The organism is Rhodoferax lithotrophicus (assembly GCF_019973615.1).
GTDB lineage: Bacteria > Pseudomonadota > Gammaproteobacteria > Burkholderiales > Burkholderiaceae_C > Rhodoferax > Rhodoferax lithotrophicus.
This window is the reverse complement of sequence record NZ_AP024238.1, coordinates 4,914,025-4,936,681: the sequence shown is the minus strand read 5'-3', so window position 1 is coordinate 4,936,681 and position 22,657 is coordinate 4,914,025. Positions and strand designations below refer to the sequence as shown.

Genomic DNA, 22,657 nt, shown 5'->3' with positions numbered 1-22,657 from the left:
TTTGAGATCAGCTTGATGTGGATAGTTATGAATTGCTGCACCCTGCATTCTAATTTATCAAAAGCTTATCCACACCCCCGGTGGATGTCTAACTGTTCTTTACTTAGGGGTACTGACCACCCATCTGCTGCCCGATAACTTCAGCTTATGGATTCAGGGAGTTTGTATTTTTTTAACTCATCGTTCTGAAAATCATTAGACAAATCCTAACTTGACTTACTTTATAGTTATTTAAATAGTCATAGTAGATAAGCAACCAACTTTTATGTGGATAAGTCACTTTTATTATTTAAAATCATAGAGTTGTGATCGATGCACCGATGTGGACTAGGCTGTATTTGTGCTGTACCTGAAACTTTGATAACTTGGACTTTTTGAGACTATCTGTGGATAACTTGATGATTCAAGGGTTTTTATACACAGGTTTATCCAATAGGTAGATAAAAAATCAGCTCAAGATAGTTGGAGGTCTTCTGCTGGTGGTGAAGTCGACACCCTGATGGACTTCTTCCCAAGCATTCTTTCCTGCAGGCCATGGGCAGGGGTGGTGCTTAAACGTGTTGGATGGGGTGTTGCAGGTGTTTCGTAAGTTATCACCAAGCCGCCAGCAGGACAATCGCCGCTTTTCTTTGCTCTTGGGCGAACAACCGATTAAAGAAAAGCAATCCCATCATGCTATTCAGAGCCGCGAGTTTCAAAATGCAACTGATCCAACGAATTTTTGTAACTGTCGCACTGTCGATGTGGGCATCCCTCAGCCAGGCAGACCCTGGTGTGACCGATTCCACCATCACGCTGGGCATGTCGGCACCACTGTCAGGCCCTAATGGAGCCTATGGGGTTGACATGCGACAAACCATCGAAGCTTATTTCGAGAGCATCAACAAAAGTGGCGGGGTACGTGGACGAAAACTGGAGCTGGTCGCTCTGGATGATGGTTACGAAACTGAACGTACGGTGGCCAACACCAAGACCCTGATCAAAGACAAAAATGTGTTTGCCCTGTTGTCTTTCTATGGTTCCAGCCCGACCACGGAAGCCATGAATAAAGTATTTGGCCCGGCCAAAGTGCCGCTGGTGGGGACGATCTCAGGGGCAGGCACTCTGCGTGAGCCCCTCTCTGCCAATGCGAATTCACGTTACATGTTCCATGTGCGTACCAGTTATGCCGATGAAACCGCCGTCATCGTGAACCATTTGGCAGGCCTGGGTATTTCACGCATCGCGGTGTTTTATCAAGATGATGGTTTTGGAAAGTCGGGGCTTGAAGGCGTGACTACTGCACTCAGGCAGCACAAACTGGCACCTGTTGCGGTCGGAACGGTAGAGCGAAATTCCATTGACGTAGCCAAGGCGGTTGAGGCCATTGCCAAATCCAATGCCCAAGCCGTGATCATGGTCACCCTGTACAAACCGACGGCCGCTTTTATCACCGGCATGAAACAAGTCGGACAAAACCCTATTTTTATGGCACTCTCACCAGTGGGAACCGAGCAGCTGATTCAGGAGCTGGGTAATACAAGCCCGCGTGGACTGGGTATATCGCAGGTGGTGCCATATCCCTGGAGTGCCTCCATCCCTGTGGTGCGTGAATACCAGAAGTTCAGCGCAAAACCCGGCATCTATTCTTATTACGGCATGGAAGGTTATTTGATGGCACGCACCATGGTGGAAGGACTCAATCGGATTTCCAGCAAGGAACCCACCAGAGAGTTACTCGTCAATGCTTTGGAAAGTTTGAACAACATGGATTTTGGCGGCTTCAAGGTGAATTACTCCCCCACTGCACGTCAGGGTTCCCGATTTGTAGAACTTACCGTTTTAGGCCCCAACGGTAAGTTACTCAAGTAAGACAGCTTGCTAGCCAACAAATCGCGAGATCGAATCGCCGACGTTGGCCTATCGCATCAGACATACCTCTGACGGTCACTCAGGACTCCTGTTTTTTTGGAGTTTACCGTGTGACTTGTTTAGGGTGCAAAATTTTAAGCAAAATCGGCTTGTAGTGACCGTATTGATTGCGTTGTAAGCTATTAAATGAATAGCTATTTGATTATCAGGTTATTTGGGGTGACTAATCCCGCTACCGATCACGCCGCCCACAGCGGCTCCACCTACTGTGCCGATGGAACTGCCGCCGGTTAATACGGAACCGGCAAGTGCACCAATACCTGCACCCGCGATGGTGTGTCTGTCACGAGTGGACATGCCAGCGCACCCACTTAGAACCGTAAAAACAGCAACGGCAACAGACCAACGAATGAAATAGTTACTTGGTTTCATGAACGAACGATACGCCTCAGTGATGAAGAAAGCTCTATCGTCTGCCCATTTGAAGCCACGCATGTATCAACTCGTATCCATCCGGCTCTGAAGTCACACCCCGATACAAATGAAACGGATTTGATGACTTTTTGTGTTCCACCAGAGGTCATTTTTTACGGTTTAGACAGATTTGGTCAGACAGGCCACCAGATCAGACGCAAACCGCGACAACAGTGCCTGTTTTCGTACGCAGACCTTCAAGTCACGCTGTGCCCAGGCTTCTTCAAGTTCCACCATGGTTAGCGGGTTGCGGGTGCTGCCTTCTGCGACGGCGCTGCGCGGCACCAGGCCAATGCCCACACCTGCACTGACCATGCGGCACACGGCCTCAAAGCTGCGTACTTGAATGCGTACTTCCAGATGCCTGCCGAGTGCAGCGGCCGTATTCATCGTGAAGGTGTGAATGGCCGAGCCTGAATGCAGCATGACAAAAGGTGAGTCCAGTACGTCGACAAACGGCGTGCTGGTGCGTTGTGCCACCGGGTGATCTGAAGGCGCAATCAGTACCAGCCGATCCGCGCGGTAGGGGATCAGCTCCACTTCCGCGCCTTCTACTGTTTCGGCAACCACGCCCACTTCGACTTCGCCGCGTGCCACCGCCATAACCACCTCGGGGCTGGTGTGCTCTTCCAACGCGATGCTGACCTGTGGATGGCGCTTCAAAAAAGCCGACAGACTATCTGGCAGGAAGGTGTGTGTGGCATGGGTGTTGGCCCACAGGCTGACATGGCCGCGTACCCCTTTGGCATAGGGCGTGAGATCGGCGTGCATTTGTTCCAGTTGGGCCAACACCTGGCGCGCGTGGCGCAGCAAGGCTTCGCCAGCACGTGTTAGCTGGATGCCACGCGGCTCGCGAATCAACAGCGGTGTGCCCAGGGATTCTTCCAGCAGGCGCATGCGATGGCTGGCCGAAGACGCAGCCAAATGCATGCGCTCGGCACCACGGGTCAGATTTTTGGCTTCGGCAATGGCAACAAAAAGACGCAGGTCGATCAGGTCATAGGGCATAGCGTTAGTCAAATCAGAACGGTGAATTGTTGTATTGCCAATTTTCGGTGAGTTTTAAACCTGACATCATTCGACATGTGAGAACTTTCTGGAAGTGAATTTTTATGTCGTGGAAAATGGGGTCAACCGAACGAACCGGTGTCGTTTTGGCCATCCTGGCCGCATTCGGCTTTTCGTTCAAGGCGATTTTTGTCAAATTGGCCTATGCCGTGGCACCTGTGGATGCTGTCACGCTGTTGACATTACGCATGACGTTTGCATTGCCCATTGTGCTGGGGGTCAGTATCTATGTGGGCCGATCCGCGCCTTCGCTCACGCGCAAGGACTGGGGTCTGTTGGTTTTACTTGGACTGCTGGGTTACTACGGGGCCAGCATTCTTGATTTCGTGGGCTTGAAATACATCTCTGCTGCGCTGGAGCGATTGATTTTGTTCACCTATCCGACCATGACCGTGCTGATTGGTGTTCTGTTTATGGGCAAACGAATGGAGAAACGCCAGATCGGTGCGCTGGCCTTGTCTTATGCCGGCATTGGCCTGGCCTTTGCCCATGACTTGGGGGTGGCAGGTGATGTAAATGCCGTGCTGATAGGCGCGGCTTTTGTATTTGGCTCGGCCTTGTCCTACGCCATGTACAGCGCAGGGATTGAGGTGGCTATTCATCGCCTGGGTGCCATCCGTTTTGCCGCATTGGCCATCATTGTGTCCACCCTTGCCACGCAGCTCCACTTTGTGCTCAGCCAGCCATTGAGTGCGTTGGTTTTGCCTGTTCAGATCTACGTGTATGGTGCGGCGATGGCCATTTTTTCGACGGTGTTGCCAGTGTTTTGGCAATCCGCTGCGGTGCGCCGCATCGGCTCAGCACGAGCGGTGCTGATTGGCACGCTGGGGCCCGTGCTGACGATTTTTTTCGGCTGGTTGTTGCTGTCAGAACCCGTATCTTTGCCACAATTGGTAGGTGCAGGTTTGGTGCTGGCAGGTGTGTTGTTGGTCAGTCGACGCGCACGTCCACCCCAACGGCAGGCCCACGAGGTGGGGGCGGTTGTCGTACAAGGGTCGAAGTTTTAGATCACTGCGGTTGATCAGCCGGGAAATCACCTACTGTTGAAAATACTGAAATGTTGAGGAAGTTCACACAAACAGTGATAGGTGCCAGAATGCCCATGGATTAGAAGCCAAAGAATAAGCAGGAGGCCTTAGGTGAAATTTCAGTCCAGTTTCGAAACCAAGGTTCTAGCCGCGTTTGCCATTGCTGTACTGGTGGTGGTGGGTATTGCCATTAACACCTGGAAAGTGGCAAGAGACGCTGCAGATGCTGCGGACTGGGTTGCACACACCCATGAGGTGCTTGATAGCCTTGCCCATATCAAGGGCGACACACTGCAAATCGAGTTCAGCACACAGAGCTTCAGAATTTCGGGTGATGCACAGCGACTTGTTGAGCGAGATGCCACGATCCTGACGCGGGAAGCTGCCCTGCAGAAAGTCAAACAGCTCACGATGGACAACGCGCATCAGCAAGAGCGAGTCAAGCTTTTGAAAGAGGTGATCAATCAGCGTATTGCGATTTCCAAACGTGTGGAGTTGCTGCGCAAGACACAAGGCCTTGATGCGGCGAGTGCTTATGTGGCCGTTGCCCCACTGAAAGAAACACGCGAACGCACCTACGGGCTGCTGGGTGAAATGGAAGACACGGAGCGCAAGCTGCTTGAAACCCGTGGAAACCAGCAGGTGCATGCACGTCACACCATGGTGACCTCTGGTGCGCTCGTGGCAACGTTGTTGTTGTTGTTACTGGCGGCAACCTATGGATTGATCCGAAGGCAGTTTCAGGAAACGGAGGCCAGTCGGCGCGCACTTGCAAACAATGAGGAAAGCCTTTCCACCACGCTGTATTCGATTGGTGATGGGGTGTTGGCCACAGACACCCTGGGTCGCATCACGCGCATGAATCCGGTCGCCGAAGTACTGACCGGATGGTCTATCAACCAAGCCTTGGGGCACCCGGTTGAAGAGGTTTTTCGCATCATTCATGAACAAACACGCTTGCGTGCCGTGGTTCCCGTGATGACAGTCCTTGCAACCGGTATCGTCCAGGAGCTGGCCAATCACACGTTGCTGATTGCACGGGACGGCCGCGAGCACCCCATTGCCGACAGCGCTGCACCGATACGTGATACCGCAGGGCAGATGACGGGTGTGGTGCTTGTTTTCCGCGATGTGAGCGCCGAGCGCCAAGCGCACAAGAAGATTCGTGAGCAAAACGAGCTGCTGGAACAGCGTGTCCATGAGCGAACACTGCAGTTGCAAGAGAGTGAAGGCCATTTGCGCAGTGTCATCAGCAATGTGCCGGCATTGATCGCCTATGTGGATGCACAACAGCGTTATGTCTATGTGAATCAGCAGTATCAGGCGCGCTTTGCGCCTGAGCACAACGACATTTCGGGCTGTACGGTGAGCGAAATTCTGGGGCCAGAGCGTTATGCCATTGCCGCCCCGTTGATTACTAAAGTGTTGCAAGGAGATCCACAAAGCTACGACTGGCAACCTTTCCCCGGTGTGTGGCAGGTGATCAATTATTTACCCAAACACGATGATCAGCACCGGGTGCTTGGCTATTACGTGCTGGGCTCCGACATCACCGAGCGCAAACACGCCGAAGAAAAAATAACAGCGCTCAATGTTGAACTGGAGCGGCATGTGCACGAGTTGGAACATGTCAGCCGTGCACTCAGAACCCTGAGCGCTGGCAACCGGGCCATGCTGCGCGCCACCGATGAACAAGATCTATTGGAGAGCATGTGCCAAGCCATTGTGAGCACAGGCGGTTACGGCATGGCTGTGGTGTGGTATCGAAAGAACGACGAATTCAGCTCGCTGTGGCCCATGGCCGTGTGTGGTTATCCAGGTGGCCTGGCCACCCTGCGCGAGTTGAAAGTAAGTTGGGCCAACAACGAGTATGGCCGCGGCGCAGCGGCCACGGCCATCCGCTCAGGACAGACCAGTGTGGTTGGTGATATTTTGTCTAATGAAAACTACGCACCATGGCGGTCGTTTTTGAATGGCAACGTGTCAGCGCTTGCCTGTCCGCTGCGGGTTGGCAATGAAGTCATCGGTTCACTCACTATTTATCACCATGAGAAGAACACCTTCGCGCCTGGCGAAGCCGATCTGCTCACCGAGTCGGCGGATGACCTGGCCTTTGGGATTGCCACATTACGCGCTCGCCTGGAGCAGCAAAAAACCCAGGAAACGATGCACCACCTGACCCGTTACGACGCGCTCACAGGTTTACCTAACGAGACCCAATTCACAGAGTTTCTTGCAATAGCCATAGAGGAGGGTGGTCGGCTGAACCAGCCATTTGCGGTGCTTCAAACCAATATTGAGCAATTGAGCGAGATCAATGACACCCTTGGTTTTGGCCAGGGTGACCAGATGCTGCGGGAGTTTGCAGCCAGGCTTGGCAGCGCTGTACCGGTGTCCGCCAAGGTGGCACGTTTACGTGGCAACGAATTTGCCATTCTGCTGCCTCATAGTGGAGCGGATGATGCTGTTGACGTGGTGCATCGTCTCAGTGAGCAGTTGAAGCAGCCCTTCCAGATGGCCGATATTTCTATTGAGGTGACGGCCAAGGCCGGTGTCAGCTTGTTTCCAGCCCACGGCTTGGTGCCTCATGACCTGTATCGGCATGTTGATATTGCCATTCATCAGGCCAGGAAAAAGGGGTTGGATTACGTGATCTTCGACCCCGCCCGAAATCAAGGACAGTCTCATCGCCTGAACATGGCCGGTGAACTTCGGCGCGCCATTGAGGCTGGTGATCTGGCGCTTTACCTGCAGCCCAAAGTAGAGATGGCGACCGGCCGAGTTTGTGGTGCTGAAGGGCTGGTGCGCTGGCGGCATGCCGAGCGTGGTTTGATCATGCCCAGCGAGTTTATTGGCCTGGCAGAACACACCGGCTTGATCAAGCCGCTCACCGAATGGGTGATGGAGACCGGTTTGCGGCTCATCCATGCCTGGGAACGCGCGGGCTGTGCACTGCCGATTGCGGTCAACCTCTCGGCACGCAACCTGCGGGACGAAAACCTGCTGGAGAAAGTTCGTCAATTACAGGCGGTCTGGGGCGTGTCTGCTGGCTTGTTTGAACTGGAAATCACTGAAAGTACGGTCATGGATGACGCTGAATACTCATTGCGTGTCCTGCATGGCCTATGTGATGCCGGAATCCCCCTCTACATTGACGATTTTGGTACGGGGTATTCTTCGCTCGGTTATTTGCAGAGGTTGCCAGTGGCGTACATCAAGATTGACCAGTCGTTTGTGTTCGGTATGTCGACCAGCAAAGAGTCTTCCGTGATCGTGCGTTCCACCATCGACCTGGCCCATGATCTTGGCCGTAAAGTGGTGGCCGAGGGCGTTGAAACCCAGGAGCACTGGAACCAACTTGCCGCCTATGGTTGTGATATTGCTCAGGGTTATTTCCTGTCCAAACCGATGCCTGCCGAGGATTTTCAGAATTGGGTCCAGCAGTTCCGTGCGCCGGTGACGATGCCAGCAGGGAAAGCCTGAGAAATTTCCCTGCTGGTGGATAAGCCAGACGGTACTTCTCGGCGATGTAGGTCAGACATCCACATTCTGTACAGCAACGCAGAGTGATGCCGCAATTTGCATTTCTGACCAACTCGACGTATAACTTCAGTCAGCCACCGCACAGATCAAAGGTGTGGATGAAATTAAAGTGGTGTATTCGACAGATCGTTGAGTTGCGTGGGGTTTGCTGTTCACAAGAACCCACGGGCTCCGGTGATTTTGTGAAGAAGTTAGGCTATCAACGAAAGGTCCATCATGATTTACAAGTTCAAATCCCAAGCTGCTGCTGATGTCATCATGCTTCAGTCCAATGGCGAGCAAATGCTGAGCATTGTTGGCAAGGAACCTGCCCCCCAGGGCATCATCACGGTCGAACAAATCCCCGCTGCCATCGCGGCGCTGGAGGCTGCGATTGTGGTTCACGAGGCAGTCGAAGCCAAGCGCCGCGAAAATCCCGGTCTGATGGTGGAGGCTGAAGGCGATAGTGTCATGCTGCGCCAACGTGCAGAGCCTTTTATCGACTTGCTTAGAACCAGCGCACAGGCGGGCAAGGATGTGGTCTGGGGCGTGTAGCCCTTCAACTTCTGCTCCCATGCAACCCAGCTCGCCCGATTTGGGGACGGTGGTATCGGTTCGCGGCAGTGTGGTTGACATCCGGTTTGACGGGCCGCTGCCGTCGATCCACAACATCCTGCACGCGGAGCAAGGGCGTATTGTGGTTGAAGTGCTCACTCAGCGGGATGCTCACCATGTGCGTGCGATTGCCCTGACCCCCACACAAGGTCTGGCGCGTGGCATGCCCGTGCAGGATACTGGCGGTCCGCTCAAGGCACCGGTTGGTAAAACCATTCTTTCGCGCATGTTTGACGTGTTTGGCCAGGCGATTGATCGTCAGCCCGCACCGTTGGATGTGCAATGGCGTTCCGTGCACCGCGCACCTGTCGCACTGGCCAGACGCTCCACCCGGTCTGAAGTTTTCGAGACCGGCATCAAGGTGATTGATGTGCTGCTGCCCCTGGAGCGTGGCGGCAAAGCCGGGCTGTTTGGTGGTGCCGGTGTCGGCAAGACCGTGTTGCTGACGGAAATGATCCACAACATGGTCGGACACCAGGAGGGCGTCAGCATTTTTTGCGGCATTGGCGAGCGTTGCCGTGAAGGTGAAGAGCTGTACCGCGACATGTTGGCTGCCGGGGTCTTGCCCCATATGGTGATGGTCTTTGGCCAGATGAACGAGCCCCCAGGCAGCCGCTTTCGGGTGGGCCACGCGGCATTAACCATGGCCGAGTATTTTCGGGACGACGAGCATCGCGATGTGTTGCTGCTCATCGACAACATCTTTCGCTTCATCCAGGCCGGAGCGGAAGTGTCGGGCCTGATGGGGCAGATGCCCTCGCGGCTGGGCTACCAACCCACCATGGGCACTGAACTGTCAGGGCTGGAGGAGCGTATTGCCAACACCGATAGCGGGGCCATCACCTCGATTCAGGCGGTGTATGTGCCCGCAGACGATTTCACCGACCCGGCGGCGGTGCACACGTTTTCGCACCTCTCGGCCTCCATGGTGTTGTCGCGCAAGCGGGCCAGTGAAGGCTTGTACCCGGCCATTGACCCGCTGCAATCGAGTTCCAAAATGGCCACACCGGGCATTGTGGGTGAGCGGCATTACGCCCTGGCGCAGGAGATACGGCGCACACTGGCGCAGTACGCCCAGCTCAAGGACATCATTGCCATGCTGGGCCTGGAGCAGTTGTCGCCAGAAGACCGCAATGTGGTTGGACGTGCCCGGCGGTTGGAGCGGTTTTTGACCCAGCCATTTTTCACCACCGAACAGTTCACCGGCATGCCGGGCAAACTGGTCAGTCTGGAAGATGCATTAAGCGGCTGTGAACGCATCCTTCGGGACGAATTCAAGGATGTCCCGGAAAGTGCGCTTTACATGATCGGCAAGATTGATGAAGCCCTTGTCAAACAGGCGGCCAACCACCATGAACCTTAAGATTCTTCTGCCCTTCAAGGTGTTTGCCGAAAAGACCGATGTGTTGCGCATCGTCTCGGAAACCCATGCCGGCTCGTTTGGTTTGTTGCCGCACCGGCGTGATTGTGTGGCCGCGCTGATGCCGGGCATCCTGATCTATGAAACTGCGGCCGAGGGGGAGGTTTTTGTGGCCGTGGATGGCGGTGTCTTGGTCAAGACCGGGCCGCATGTGCGGGTGTCCGTGCGCCGCGCCATGACGGGGGCGGATCTGGGCCAATTGCGCCAGGCGGTGGAGCAGGAATTTTTGACGCTGGACGCGCATGAGCAAAATGTGCGCTCGGTCATGGCGAAACTTGAAACCGGGTTTTTGCGCCGTTTTGCGAGCCTTCAACATGCGTGAAGAACCCAAGCCATCGCAGGCATCGAACCTGGCCGAGCAGGTCGGCGTGAAAGCAGCACGCAAGCTCAAGGCTCAGCGCAACGCCACGCCCGGCGTGTGGTTTGGACTGGGTTTGATGGGGGTGATTGGCTGGTCGGTGGTGGTGCCGACCTTGCTGGGCGCAGCACTGGGCCTGTGGCTGGATCGCCACTACCCCGGCGGCCGATCCTGGACACTGGCCTTGCTGGTGGGCGGATTGACCTTGGGCTGCATGAATGCCTGGCATTGGGTCAGCAAGGAAGAACAGGCCATGCGGGAGGAACAGGAAAATGGAGATAAGTAACCCACTGGCCTTGGTACTGGCAGGGTTTGCGGGCGCGGCACTCGGCGCGTTTTACTTTGGTGGCTTGTGGTGGACGGTTCGCAAAAGCCTGGCCACCCGTCAGCCTGCGCTGTGGGTGCTGGGCAGCCTGCTGCTGCGTATGGGGGTGACGATGAGCGGGTTTTACGGGGTTTCAGGGGGTGACTGGCAGCGTCTGCTTGGTTGTCTGGCCGGTTTTGTCATGGCCCGCCTGATCGTGACACGGCTGACCCGCTTGTCACCAGAAAACCAGACGGGCAAAACACTGGAGGAGGCCCGCCATGCGCCTTAGCCCCGATGACATCATTCTCTGGCAATACGGGTTCTTCAAACTCAACGCCACCATCGTTTTTACCTGGGGCTTGATGTTGCTGTTGGTGATGGGTTCCCGGCTCATCACCCGCCATCTATCCACTGACCTGAGCCGCACCCGTTGGCAAAACCTGTTGGAAATTGTTGTCACCGGCATTGAGCAGCAAATTGAAGAGGTTGGCCTGCGCCAGCCCCGCCAGTACATCGGTTTTCTGGGCACGCTGTTTCTGTTTGTTGCTATGGCCAGCCTGTGCACGGTGATTCCCGGCTACGAGCCGCCCACAGGTTCGCTCTCTACCACGGCAGCGCTGGCCCTGTGTGTCATGGTGGCCGTGCCGCTGTATGGCATTGAAGACCAGGGCCTGGCCGGCTACCTCAAGTCTTACCTGGAGCCCACCGTTATCATGCTGCCGTTTAACCTCATCAGTGAAGTTTCCCGCACGCTGGCGCTGGCGGTGCGCCTGTTTGGCAACATGATGAGCGGGGCCATGATCATTGCGATCTTGCTCAGCATCACCCCCCTGATCTTTCCCATCGTCATGACGCTGCTGGGCCTGCTCACGGGCATGGTGCAGGCCTACATCTTCAGCATCCTGGCAGCGGTGTACATCGCTGCCGCCACCCATGTGGTGCACAAGCCCAAACCTGGGCAGACTAGCGAAATTGAACCAACACTTTAACTGGGAGAACTCATTATGGACAGCATGACCCTCATTGCCGTGGCCTCTATCGTTATTGCCGGTCTGACCACCGGTTTTGGTTGTTTGGGGCCAGCCTTGGCCGAAGGGCGGGCCGTGGCGACCGCGCTCACCGCACTGGCACAGCAGCCCGATGCCTCGGCCACCATCACCCGAACCTTGTTTGTTGGCTTGGCCATGATCGAATCCACCGCCATTTACTGCTTTGTGGTGTCGATGATCCTGATTTTTGCCAACCCGTTCTGGAACCACGCCATCGCCCTGGCTGCCGGAAAGTAAGCCATGCTCATTGACTGGTTCACTGTGGGCGCGCAGACGCTCAACTTTCTCATTCTGGTGTGGTTGATGAAGCGCTTTCTCTACCAGCCGGTGCTGGATGCCATTGATGCGCGCGAGCAGCGTATTGCCCAGGAACTGGCCGATGCTGCCCAGAAACAGGCGCAAGCCCAGCAGGAGCGTGAAGAGTTCCAGAAAAAAAATACCGACTTTGACCAGCAGCGCGACACACAACGCAGCCAGCTTAAGGACGAGATCAGCACCGAGCGGCAACGCTTGCTGGATGAAGCGCGCCAGGCCGCCAATGCCTTGCAGATCAAAAGGCAGGAAGCCTTGATCAGTGAACTGCAGACCCTGCAGCACGACATCGCCCGGCGCAGCCGCGAAGAAGTGCTGGGCATTGCCAACCAGGTGCTGACCGATCTGGCCGACACCACGCTGGAGGCGCGTATGGTCGAGGTGTTCACCCAGCGCTTGCGCGAGCTTGATGTTGCGGCCAAGACCGAGCTGACCCAAGCGCTGAACACCGCCGCCAACCCCGTGCAGGTGCGCAGCGCTTTTGTGCTGTCACCCCAACAGCAGGCCGCGATTCGCAGTGCGCTTGCAGACACGTTGTCGTCTGAAATACAGATGCAGTTTGACACCACCCCAGGCTTGATCAGCGGTATTGAGCTCAGCGCCAACGGCTGGAAGCTGGCCTGGAATATGGCGGATAGCCTGGCCTCTTTGGAGCAGCGTATTGCTGAACTGGTGCAGGCGCAAACCGAGCAGCAAAAACACGCCGCCGAGCCTGAGAAGACCCCATGAACGCACCGCCCGACTCTCTGCAAAGCGTGTTGGACAACAGCTTTGCCGCTTTAAGCCAGGCCCGTACAGCGCATCGTGTACCCATGGCCCCGCAGGAGGTCGGCACCCTTACCAGCGTGTCCACCGCTATCGCCATGGTCTCGGGTTTGCCCGGCGTGGGCTATGACGAGTTGGTGAAGTTCCCTGGCGATGTGTTTGGCATTGCCTTCAATGTGGACGAGACCGAGGTCGGTGTGGTGCTGCTGGGCGACTATGCGCGGCTGCACGCGGGCGACCCGGTGCAGCGCACCGGCCGGGTGATGGATGTCATGGTTGGCGACGGGTTGCTGGGCCGGGTGCTTGACCCGCTGGGCCGCCCACTCGACGGTCTGGGGCCGGTGAGCGCCAGCGCCCGCTGGCCGATTGAGCGCCCCGCTGCACCCATCATGGAACGCGCCCCCGTCACCGTGCCCTTGCAGACCGGCCTGAAGGTGGTGGATGCGCTGATTCCCATCGGGCGCGGCCAGCGCGAGCTGATTCTGGGTGACCGCCAAACCGGCAAAACCGCGCTGGCCATCGACACCATCCTCAACCAGCGCGGCCAGGATGTGCTGTGTGTCTACTGTGCAATGGGTCAGCGCGCTTCCGCCGTAGCCAAGGCGGTAGCCGTACTGCGTGACCACGGTGCTCTGGCCTACACCGTGGTGGTGGTGACCGAGGGCAGTGATTCACCGGGCCTGGCCTACATCGCCCCCTATGCCGCCACCAGCATGGCCGAATACTTCATGGAAGCGGGCCGCGACGTGTTGATCGTCTACGACGACCTCACCCAGCATGCCCGCGCCTACCGCGAGATTTCGCTGCTGCTGCGCCGCCCGCCGGGGCGCGAGGCCTTTCCGGGCGACATTTTTTACATCCACTCCCGCCTGCTGGAGCGCGCCACACGGCTGCGCCAGGAGCGTGGTGGTGGCTCGCTCACCGCCCTGCCGATCATCGAGACCGAGGCGCAAAACATTGCGGCCTACATTCCGACCAACCTGATTTCCATCACCGACGGGCAGATTTACCTGTCGCCCTCCTTGTTTGAACTGGGCATTCTGCCCGCGGTGGATGTCAGCAAATCGGTCTCGCGTGTGGGCGGCAAGGCGCAGCGGGCTTCATACCGGGCGGTGGCGGGTGACCTCAAGCTGGCCTATGCGCAGTTTGAGGAACTGGAAACCTTTGCCCGTTTCGGTGCCCGGCTGGATGAACACACCACCCAGATCATCGAGCACGGGCGGCGCATCCGGGCCTGCCTCAAGCAACCCGAATCCGCCCCGGTAGCGGTGGCGGCGCAAATCATGGTGCTACTGGCCTTGACCGAAAAACTCTTTGACAGCGTGCCGCTAGCGCAGATGTTCGAGGCCGAACAAGCCGTGCGCGAGGCCGCTGCCACGCTGCCTGACGCGGTGCAAGCCCAGTTTGACAGCGCCGACGAATTGAGCGCTGCAGATCGGGCGGCCATTGTCCAGATCGCCCGCGTGGTGCTGGCGCGCTTTCAGCCCGCTACGTCAAACGGCAGGTCCGCAGCATGAGCGACAGCACCGAGAGCCTGGCCCGCAAGATGGGCACGGCGGGCGATCTTCAGTCCGTGGTGCGCACCATGAAGGCGGTGGCCGCGTCCAGCATCACCCAATACGAGCGTGCCGTGCTGGCGCTGGACGACTATTTTCAAACGGTGCAACTCGGGCTGCTGGCGTGCCTGCGCGAGCTTGAACCCGCCGCACGCCTGGTGCAGGCGAAAGGCCGGGACAGCGGGGCCATCATCGCCGTGGTATTTGGCTCTGACCAGGGCTTGGTGGGCCAGTTCAACGACGTGATGGCCCAGTTTGTTGTCCACACTTTGTCGGATCGACCTGCACACCCAACTGTCTGGACGGTGGGCGAGCGCATCCGGTCGCATCTGGCCATAACGAATCTGCGGCTGGCGCAAAAATTCACCCTGCCAGGCTCCATTGGCGCGATCACGACGCTGGTGGGGCAAATTCTGGTCGAGATCGAAACCCTGCGTGAGAAAGGCCAGATTGCGCAGGTGGACGTTTTTCACAACAGCCCTCAACATGGGTCGCTTTACAGCCCGGTGTGCCAGCGCCTGCTGCCGCTGGACGAGGTCTGGGAACGCGCGTTGACCGCGATGACCTGGCCCGGCCCAAGTTTGCCAGAGGTCATGAATGGTGACGGACAGACCTTGCAGGCCTTCGTGCGGGAATACTTGTTTGTCTCACTGTTCAGGGCCTGCGCCGAATCTCTGGCCAGCGAAAACGCCAGCCGCCTGGCCGCCATGCAGCGCGCTGAAAAAAACATCGATGAGCTGCTGGATGGCCTGAACCACGCCTTTCACCGCCTGCGCCAAAGCGGCATTGACGAGGAGTTGTTTGATGTGATTGCCGGGTTTGAATTGCTCCATCCGTCGACGTGAATGCTATAAAATAAATAGCTGTTTGCGCAATCCAGATAAGCGCTACAAGCCAAAAATCATCGCAAAACGGAGCCGCTTTGACCGATTTACCCCCCAAAAACACAAGAACCCCGTCTGTGGCGCGGTGACGGCTGGACTGCCCAGGACATCAAAAACGAAGACGATGACGGCTGGGCCGTGGCCATGATCAAAGACGGTGAACCCGAGTCGGCCCTGATCGGCCCGTGGGGCGCGACAAAAAGAACCCCACGCCGCGCTGCACCAGAGTGTGGTGGTCAGCACCGCGTCGGCGCGGGTCACCGTCTGCTTGGACATCGTGCCCGATGACGACAACCCCAGCGCCACCCTGAGCGCCGAAGACGAGGCCGGCGAGCTGCTGGCCCAAGTGCGCGTCACCCCCTCCTTCCAACTCAAGCGCAGCAGCGCCGTGGCTTGGGTGGAAAGCGGGTTTGCCCGGCCGGGCGAGCGCTAAACCCCTCCCAAACTCACTTCACCCGATCACCGTATTTGATGGCAGAAATTTTTCCGGCTTTGAACTGGACGGTGGTCATGAATTGCCCGTAGCCGGGGTTGTAGGTCCACTCATCGACGTTTTCGCAAGGGGTCACCACAACAACCGGGGTGTTCGTGGTGTTGCCTGGAACCGTTTGGGGCTCGGTCGGTTTGCAAAAGGAGTCCTTCGCCACCGGCTCCCCGCACTTCTCCATGACCGAGGCGCGCAGGTCTCCTACATTGATGAAATGGTTCTTGCACTGAAGTACCTCCGCTGATGCCGGGCCAGTGTGAAACGCAAACAGGGCTAGCGCAAGCAGTGGGGTATGAAGCTGGATTTTCATGGGCACCTGACTTTCTGGCAAATGGAAAACCTGCGGAATTATCGGCTCAAGCCCACGCTTCACGCAGGCTCAGGTGAAAGGCCTGATTCAGGCCGGGCAGCACCTCGCCACGTTGCGCGGCGGGCTGGGCAAAATTTTCAAGGCGTTCTAGCTCCTGCTCGATGGTTAGGCTGAAAATTTGTGATTCGATTTTTCACAAAGAAATTGGCATGTAGAGCTTGTAAAACGAGTGCAACGCGCTATTTGTTAAGTAGCAAATAAAACAACCTAGGTTCGTGCGACTGTTACCTGGACGAAAGCAGCAGCTTGACCCCCAAGACACTCAAAACCACCCCCACGGTGCGGTCGATGGTGAACTTGGTGCGGATGTACGCCTCTCGCGGCTTGGCGGCAGAAAGCGCCAACGCAACCACCAGGTACCAGGCGGCCTCAAGCATGAAGACCCCCACAGGCAAAGCCGCAGTAAGGGCCTGTGATGGCGCGGCGGGCAACATGGCCGCGAAGATCACCCCGTATTGAACCGCCGCCTTGGGGTTGCTCAGCATGGTGGCCGCCGCCAGCCCAAAGTGACGCAGCAGGCTCTGGGGTGTTGCGGCAGTGCCGTTGCCCATGCGGATGGGCGTGCTCGCCCCGCACCAAGTCTGGTAGGCGAGGTACAGCAGATAAAGCCCGCCGATGAGCTTGAGCGCCAGGTAAGCCGACGGAATCTGATGCAACAGCGCGCTGAGCCCAAGCAAGGCCGCAACGGCCAGCAGCGTGGCTCCGGCGGCCATCCCCAAGGCGGCCGACATCGCCGCACTGCGAGACACCGCCACCGCCGTGCGTGCAACCAGAATGAAGCTGGGGCCGGGGCTGATCACGCCAATGGCAAGCACGGCAAGGATCGGGAGCAGGGTGAGGGCTATTTCCATGGTGTGGGCGGTGTTTGTGGGGGGATGGGAGGCATTGTGATTCAAAAAACCGGCATCCACTACCGCCGCAAACCAGCCATGCCAACCGCCATGGTCAGCGGTCGCCACGTCTTCAAAGCTGTCAGCAATGTTTATAAGGCTGCAGATTTAACCCTCAAGTGCTTATGAAATATGCGTAAGTAGCTATCAAATTGATATTTTTTCTATCAAAAACCAAAGCATTGTTTATTAAGCAAGCGAGTGAACAGGCCATGTGGGAGGACCGGAAGGCAGCGTTTGTGAAAGTTCGATACCTGCTGTGAATATGTTCTTTCAGACTATTGATGAATCTGGAGGGATCGGGTCTAATAACCCACTATCTTCGACCGTCTACAACATAAGACATGAAAAAAATCCTTTCCGCCCTTTCCTTGGCACTCGTAGCGGGCGTTGCCAGTGCCAGTACCATCCAGATTCAAACAGGTGCCTATTCCGGCAGCGGTTCATTTGCCAGCGCCAGCGAATACCAGGCGGCTGTGAATTCGGCGGTTTCGGCCATCGGTGCGACTTCTACTTTTGTCTCCAGCTTTGAAAATCTTCCGATTGCCTTGAACAATGGGGCACTGAAAGCGACTCTAAATTTTGGTGTATCAACTGCTGGGGTATGGGATTTCCGCGCAGGCGTTGACTTTGGTAAAGGCGGTGCGGTATATCTCGACGGCGTTGCAATGGCTTCCAAAAGCAACGACATGTGGTGGAGTGGAAACTACAACAATCCCAGTCAGTTTTTCAGCATTACGAAAGACATCACTGTAGGTAACCACTCGCTGACCATTTACGGCATTGAAAACTGCTGCTCTGGAAATCAGCAGGTACAGTTCAAGGCTGCTGGCAGTTCTTCATTCGTCTCTTTTGGCAATACCGATGGTTTGGTTGCGGCGGTTCCAGAACCTGAGACTTACGCCATGTTGTTGGCCGGTCTAGGTCTGATGGGTGCGGCGGTTAAACGCCGCAAGGTCAAGCAAGCTTAATTGCTGGATGCACATGACAACGGGAGCTCAGGCTCCCGTTGTTGTTTGGGGACGATGACCGCTGCAGGTTTATGACGATCCTTCACTGCGGCCAGCAGCAGTGAATACTCCGAAGTTCAACCGTTGTAGACAGCGGTGGCGTAGTTCACCTGTTTCAAACATAAAATTAGCCTCTAGCCCTTGTACTGTCTGCGTAAAAAGCTATTAAATAGATAGTGGCTTAAGCAGTTCCGCCAAATCACTCTCAGAAAACAGCGGCTGTTTGCGGCCGACCGAGCCGCTGTACATGCTTTCGGCCAGAGCGGCTTTGCGCTCTTGCAGGGCCAGGATGCGCTCTTCAATCGTGCCTTGCGCCACCAGCTTGACCACCCAGACACTTTGCGTCTGGCCAATGCGGTGGGCGCGGCCGGTGGCCTGGGCTTCTACCGCCGGGTTCCACCAGGGGTCGAAGTGGATCACGGTGTCGGCTTGTGGCAGGTTCAGGCCGACACCACCGGCTTTCAGGCTGATCAGAAACAGCGGCACTTCACCGCTGGTAAAGCGTTCAATCAGCTCGTCGCGTTTCTGGCTTTGACCGGTGAGTTTGGCCCAGGCGATGCCGCGTTTTTGCAGCTCGGCCTCAATCAGGGTTAGCATGCTGGTGAATTGCGAGAACAGCAGAATGCGCCGCCCCTCGGCCAGCATCTCGGGCAGCATCTCCATCAGTTGATCGAGCTTGGCCGAGGTTTTGACTTTTTTGGCGGCATCAAGCTTGAGCAGATGCGGGTCGCAGCAGACCTGGCGCAGCTTGAGCAGCGCGTCGAGAATGGTGATTTGTGATTTGGCCAGGCCTTTGGAGTCAAGCGCTTCGCGCACGGTTTTTTCCATGCCCAAGCGAATGGTTTCGTACAGGTCGGCCTGCTTGCCCGACAGCTCGACGCGCATCACGGTTTCCACCTTGGGCGGCAGTTCGTTGGCCACCAGCGCCTTGGTACGGCGCAGCATGAAGGGGGTGACGCGGGCACGCAACTGGTGCAGCGCTTCGGGGTCGCCCTGTTTTTCAATGGGGTTGCGAAACAGCTCCTGAAAGCGCTTTTGGCTGCCCAGAAAGCCGGGCATCAAAAAGTGGAACAAGCTCCAGATCTCGCCCAGGTTGTTTTCCATCGGTGTGCCGGACAGGCACAGGCGGTGCCGGGCCTTGAGCTCGCTGGCCACCTGGGCGGCGTTGGTGGCGGCGTTTTTGATGTTTTGCGCTTCGTCCAGCACCACCAGATGCCACTGGGCCTCCAGCCAGCGTTCGCGGTCGCGGTGCAGCAGGGAATAAGGGGCGATGACGATGTCGTGCTCGGCCATGCTGTCGGCGCTGTCATGGCGGTCCTGACCATGGTGCACCAGGCTGCGCAGGCCGGGGCAGAAGCGCTCGGCCTCGCGTTTCCAGTTGCCCATCAGGCTCACCGGCGCAATGATCAGCGCCGGATGGGTCAGGCGGCCGGCATCTTTTTCGATCTGGATGTGGGCCAGGGTTTGCAGGGTTTTGCCCAGGCCCATGTCGTCAGCCAGGATGCCGGCCAGGCCGTATTCACGCAAGAATTGCAGCCAGTTCACGCCGTGCTGCTGGTAGGGTCGCAAGGTGGCGTGCACGGTGTCGGGTAGCGCCACGTCAGGCAGTTCGGCGCGTCCGCTCAGGCGTTGCACCATGTCGCGCAGATGCTGCGCCCCTTGCCATACCGCGCCTTCGCCCAGGCTGGCGGTGGTGCGCATGGCATCCAGGCGCGAGAGTTTCAGGCTGTCGCCAGAGAAGTCATGGCTGCGGTCGTCGACCAGTTCCAGCAGGGCCCCGAGCCAGGGTTTCAGGTTGTCGGTGGGCAGGCGGATGAAGCCGCCGGTGGGCGCGGGCAGGTAGACAAAGGGCGGCAGCTCGGGCAGGCCGGTGGTGGCATCACGCGGGCTTTTGGCGGCTACTTTGATCAGCTCGGGCAACAGCGGCAGGATGTTGTGTCGCTGGCCGTTGATTTCCATGCCGAGCGACAGGTCAAACCAGGGCGAGGTGGCCTCGTCATCACCCTGCGCTTGCAGGTTCACGTTCAGGGCTTCGCCGCGCTGGATCCAGCCGGTGAGCGCGTCGTCGAGTGTGATCTCAAAACCGGCCTGGCGCAGCTCGGCGTAGTCGGTGTCGGCCCAGATCAGCCACTGCTCTTGGTTGGAGTCGCTCTCCATACCAAAGACACCGTCGCCATGCGCGACCAGATTCAGTTCCGCCAGCAGGGTGATGGTTTCCAGCTCGGCTGGTGGGTCGCGGTGCAGCAGGCAGCGGCCCTGTGCATCGTCCACCAGCACGGTGCTGCCCTGGCCGACCCACCAGCCGCGGTGGCCGGCATAGTCAAAGCGCAGGGTGGCCAGCATCAGGCCGTCCTCGGGCACGTCTTGCGCAGGCACCGGTGTCAAGTGCAGGCAGGCTTTGGGTGTGATGCCTTTGAGGGTTTTGAGCTGTTCCAGCACCGGCGGCATGGGCACCGGGCCCAGGCGCTCCACCAGCTTGGCCTGGTGGGTTTTGAGGGCTTCGGTTTTCAGCGGTGGGGTTTTCAGCAGCACACCGATCTGGCCCATGCTCATGCCTTCAACATGCGCCAGTCCACAAACGCCTTTGTGGCTGTCCAGGTACAGCGGCGGGTTGTTCAGGCACAGTTTGGCGTTGGCTTTGCTGAGCATGGGGCGCAGTGTCCATGCCGAGTCTTGATCGGCCAGTTTGGCGACCTCGTTCCATTGCCAGCGCACGTCCAACGGTGGCCCCCAGACCACCGGGGTGACGGGCTGGCCTTTGTTGTCACCAACAAACAGGCGGCCGGTGCTGGCGGCCAGCTCCAGCGTCTGGACTCCAAATTTGCCTTCCAGGATGACGCGCGATTTCACGCCGTAGCTGTAAAAGTAGTTGCTGGCCACGTTGCGCATGGCACGCATGAGTTGCAGCACATCGTGGTCGGCATCACTGGCCAGGTCAAAAATGGGTTGGCCGCGTTCGGGTTCAAACTTGAGTTGCTTGGCCTTGGCCCAGCCCCCGGTGACCTTGGGGTAAGACACCACCGCCTCCAGTGTCAGTTGTGGGCTGGCGCTTTGGGGGGCGGAGATATTGAGCAGGTACAAAAACTGTTCGTGCCGTTCGGTGGAGACTTTGCGCTGGGTCGGATCAGGGGTTTTGGCGCTTTGGCGGTCCAGATCGTCGAGCCAGCTCAACACCGTGCGTTCAGCCTCCAGCTTGGCCTCGGCCTGGCGTTTGGCCAGATCGGCCTGGCGCTGCGCCTCCAGTTCTTCGGCGGTGGCGGTGCGGCCTGGGCGCATGGTTTCGCCCAGAATTTGCTGGCCCTTGTAGGCGGCCTTGATCATCAGCGCCACGCCGTGTTTGCACTGGTAGCCGACCGGGCAGGTGCAGTCGCTGTCCCACTCCAGCACCCGGCCATTGGGGCCACGTTTGACTTCGATCGACACCTCATACGGATGCCGCGCCGTGCCTTGCACATCACCCATCAGCAGCCACACGTCTTTCATGGGCTCGATCGACAGGTCGAGCACGCGCTGGTTGCGGTACAGCTCCAGGCCGCGGGTGTAGGTGGCGGTATCACACTGCTGCACCAGGGAGGCCAAGTCAAGCCAGAGGCTGTTTGAATTTGAAAAACTGGGCATGAAATTTGCCTCTAGCGCTTATTTATCAAGCGCAAGCAGCTATTTAAACAATAGCAATCAAGTGGTCTGGCCCAGGGCATGGCCAGCCTGCACGTCGGCGTGGTAGCTGCTGCGCACCATGGCACCCACGGCGGCGTGGCTGAAACCCATCTCGTAGGCCTTGGTCTCGAACATCTTGAACACATCCGGGTGCACGTAGCGCTTGACTGTCAGGTGGGCGGTGCTGGGTGCGAGGTACTGGCCAATGGTCAGCATGTTGATGCCGTGGTCACGCATGTCTTGCATGGTTTGCAGGATTTCGTCGTCGGTTTCACCCAGGCCGACCATCAAGCCGCTTTTGGTCGGCACGTCGGGGTGCAGGGCCTTGAATTTTTTCAGCAGGTTCAGGCTGAATTGGTAGTCCGAGCCGGGGCGCGCTTCTTTGTACAGGCGCGGGATGGTTTCCAGGTTGTGGTTCATCACGTCGGGCGGGGCAGCTTTGAAAATCTCCAGCGCACGGTCGTCACGGCCCCGGAAGTCGGGAACCAGCACCTCGATTTGGGTGTGGGGTGATTGTTCGCGGATGGCCTGGATGCAGGCGACAAAGTGCCCGGCACCGCCGTCGCGCAGGTCGTCACGATCCACGCTGGTGATCACCACGTATTTGAGTTTGAGCTGGGCAATGGTGCGAGCCAGGCTGGTGGGTTCGCTGGCATCCAGCGGGTCGGGGCGGCCATGGCCGACATCACAAAACGGGCAGCGCCGGGTACATTTGTCGCCCATGATCATGAAGGTGGCGGTACCTTTGCCAAAGCATTCACCAATGTTGGGGCAGCTGGCTTCTTCACACACGGTGACAAGTTTGTTGGCGCGCAGCGTGTCTTTGATTTCGTAAAAGCGGGTGCTGGGGCTGCCGGCCTTGACACGAATCCACTCGGGCTTGCGCAAAATTTCGCCCGGTATCACTTTGATTGGTATACGAGACAGTTTGGCGGCTGACTTTTGTTTGGCTGAGGGGTTGTAGTCTTCTTGCGACTGAGCTTCGTGCACGGTCGGGTTGGTGCTTGGGGGTGTGGTCATGGGGTGTGCCGTTG

General features: G+C 57.5%; 20 protein-coding genes and 1 pseudogene. 15 read left to right on the top strand and 6 right to left on the bottom strand.

The window, feature by feature from the left end:
* Window positions 1-699: 699 nt before the first annotated feature.
* On the top strand, window positions 700-1,851 hold the full coding sequence (locus LDN84_RS22825; RefSeq protein ID WP_223906318.1) for an ABC transporter substrate-binding protein: 1,152 nt from the start codon (window positions 700-702) through the stop codon (window positions 1,849-1,851).
* Window positions 1,852-2,061: 210 nt separating this feature from the next.
* Here LDN84_RS22825 and LDN84_RS22820 read toward each other — a convergent pair whose 3' ends face one another.
* Window positions 2,062-2,283 (bottom strand): YMGG-like glycine zipper-containing protein, encoded by a 222-nt coding sequence (locus LDN84_RS22820; RefSeq protein ID WP_223913252.1) that lies wholly within the window; start codon window positions 2,281-2,283, stop codon window positions 2,062-2,064.
* Between the two features lie 162 nt (window positions 2,284-2,445).
* The gene (locus LDN84_RS22815; protein WP_223906316.1) at window positions 2,446-3,333 is read right to left on the bottom strand and encodes a LysR family transcriptional regulator; all 888 of its coding nucleotides are present in this window, start codon (window positions 3,331-3,333) and stop codon (window positions 2,446-2,448) included.
* 104 nt (window positions 3,334-3,437) lie between these two features.
* On the opposite strand from LDN84_RS22815, the gene LDN84_RS22810 reads away from it, so the two are divergent.
* The 13 genes and pseudogenes from LDN84_RS22810 (at window position 3,438) to LDN84_RS22750 (ending at window position 15,642) form a co-directional block, all read left to right on the top strand.
* A complete protein-coding gene (locus LDN84_RS22810) occupies window positions 3,438-4,400 on the top strand; it encodes a DMT family transporter (protein ID WP_223906314.1) in 963 nt (320 codons plus the stop codon).
* A 132-nt stretch (window positions 4,401-4,532) separates the two neighbouring features.
* Window positions 4,533-7,904, top strand: coding sequence for an EAL domain-containing protein (locus LDN84_RS22805; RefSeq protein ID WP_223906312.1), 3,372 nt, complete (start codon window positions 4,533-4,535; stop codon window positions 7,902-7,904).
* A gap of 276 nt (window positions 7,905-8,180) precedes the next feature.
* Window positions 8,181-8,498 carry a DUF1840 domain-containing protein gene (locus LDN84_RS22800; RefSeq protein WP_223906310.1) on the top strand — a complete coding sequence of 106 codons (318 nt, stop codon included), beginning with the start codon at window positions 8,181-8,183 and terminating at the stop codon, window positions 8,496-8,498.
* 19 nt (window positions 8,499-8,517) lie between these two features.
* Entirely contained in the window at window positions 8,518-9,921 is a 1,404-nt protein-coding gene (gene atpD / locus LDN84_RS22795; protein WP_223906308.1) for a F0F1 ATP synthase subunit beta, read from the top strand.
* The gene (locus LDN84_RS22790; RefSeq protein WP_255610435.1) at window positions 9,911-10,300 is read left to right on the top strand and encodes a F0F1 ATP synthase subunit epsilon; all 390 of its coding nucleotides are present in this window, start codon (window positions 9,911-9,913) and stop codon (window positions 10,298-10,300) included. Before atpD ends, LDN84_RS22790 begins: the two co-directional genes overlap by 11 nt.
* On the top strand, window positions 10,293-10,622 hold the full coding sequence (locus LDN84_RS22785; RefSeq protein WP_255610434.1) for an AtpZ/AtpI family protein: 330 nt from the start codon (window positions 10,293-10,295) through the stop codon (window positions 10,620-10,622). The genes LDN84_RS22790 and LDN84_RS22785 overlap by 8 nt, the downstream gene beginning before the upstream one ends.
* On the top strand, window positions 10,609-10,932 hold the full coding sequence (locus tag LDN84_RS22780; protein ID WP_223906301.1) for an ATP synthase subunit I: 324 nt from the start codon (window positions 10,609-10,611) through the stop codon (window positions 10,930-10,932). The genes LDN84_RS22785 and LDN84_RS22780 overlap by 14 nt, the downstream gene beginning before the upstream one ends.
* Window positions 10,922-11,632, top strand: a complete 711-nt coding sequence (locus LDN84_RS22775; RefSeq protein WP_223906299.1) for a F0F1 ATP synthase subunit A — start codon at window positions 10,922-10,924, stop codon at window positions 11,630-11,632. Before LDN84_RS22780 ends, LDN84_RS22775 begins: the two co-directional genes overlap by 11 nt.
* A gap of 15 nt (window positions 11,633-11,647) precedes the next feature.
* Window positions 11,648-11,929 carry a F0F1 ATP synthase subunit C gene (locus LDN84_RS22770; RefSeq protein WP_223906297.1) on the top strand — a complete coding sequence of 94 codons (282 nt, stop codon included), beginning with the start codon at window positions 11,648-11,650 and terminating at the stop codon, window positions 11,927-11,929.
* 3 nt (window positions 11,930-11,932) lie between these two features.
* Window positions 11,933-12,733, top strand: coding sequence for a F0F1 ATP synthase subunit delta (locus tag LDN84_RS22765; RefSeq protein WP_223906295.1), 801 nt, complete (start codon window positions 11,933-11,935; stop codon window positions 12,731-12,733).
* Window positions 12,730-14,286 (top strand): alternate F1F0 ATPase, F1 subunit alpha, encoded by a 1,557-nt coding sequence (locus LDN84_RS22760; RefSeq protein ID WP_223906293.1) that lies wholly within the window; start codon window positions 12,730-12,732, stop codon window positions 14,284-14,286. The genes LDN84_RS22765 and LDN84_RS22760 overlap by 4 nt, the downstream gene beginning before the upstream one ends.
* Window positions 14,283-15,170 (top strand): F0F1 ATP synthase subunit gamma, encoded by an 888-nt coding sequence (locus tag LDN84_RS22755; RefSeq protein ID WP_223906291.1) that lies wholly within the window; start codon window positions 14,283-14,285, stop codon window positions 15,168-15,170. Before LDN84_RS22760 ends, LDN84_RS22755 begins: the two co-directional genes overlap by 4 nt.
* 84 nt (window positions 15,171-15,254) lie before the next feature.
* Window positions 15,255-15,642, top strand: a pseudogene (locus LDN84_RS22750) (hypothetical protein).
* Between the two features lie 13 nt (window positions 15,643-15,655).
* Here LDN84_RS22750 and LDN84_RS22745 read toward each other — a convergent pair.
* Together LDN84_RS22745 and LDN84_RS22740 are read right to left on the bottom strand one after the other, a co-directional pair.
* A complete protein-coding gene (locus LDN84_RS22745) occupies window positions 15,656-16,006 on the bottom strand; it encodes a DUF2845 domain-containing protein (RefSeq protein ID WP_223906288.1) in 351 nt (116 codons plus the stop codon).
* Window positions 16,007-16,290: 284 nt separating this feature from the next.
* On the bottom strand, window positions 16,291-17,025 hold the full coding sequence (locus tag LDN84_RS22740; protein ID WP_223906286.1) for a LysE family translocator: 735 nt from the start codon (window positions 17,023-17,025) through the stop codon (window positions 16,291-16,293).
* A gap of 275 nt (window positions 17,026-17,300) precedes the next feature.
* On the opposite strand from LDN84_RS22740, the gene LDN84_RS22735 reads away from it, so the two are divergent.
* On the top strand, window positions 17,301-17,927 hold the full coding sequence (locus LDN84_RS22735) for a CCXG family PEP-CTERM protein (protein ID WP_223906284.1): 627 nt from the start codon (window positions 17,301-17,303) through the stop codon (window positions 17,925-17,927).
* Between the two features lie 204 nt (window positions 17,928-18,131).
* On the opposite strand, the gene LDN84_RS22730 is transcribed toward LDN84_RS22735, so the two are convergent.
* Together LDN84_RS22730 and lipA are read right to left on the bottom strand one after the other, a co-directional pair.
* A complete protein-coding gene (locus LDN84_RS22730; RefSeq protein WP_223906282.1) occupies window positions 18,132-21,584 on the bottom strand; it encodes a DEAD/DEAH box helicase in 3,453 nt (1,150 codons plus the stop codon).
* Between the two features lie 57 nt (window positions 21,585-21,641).
* Window positions 21,642-22,643 carry a lipoyl synthase gene (gene lipA / locus LDN84_RS22725; RefSeq protein ID WP_223906280.1) on the bottom strand — a complete coding sequence of 334 codons (1,002 nt, stop codon included), beginning with the start codon at window positions 22,641-22,643 and terminating at the stop codon, window positions 21,642-21,644.
* Window positions 22,644-22,657: the final 14 nt, after the last annotated feature.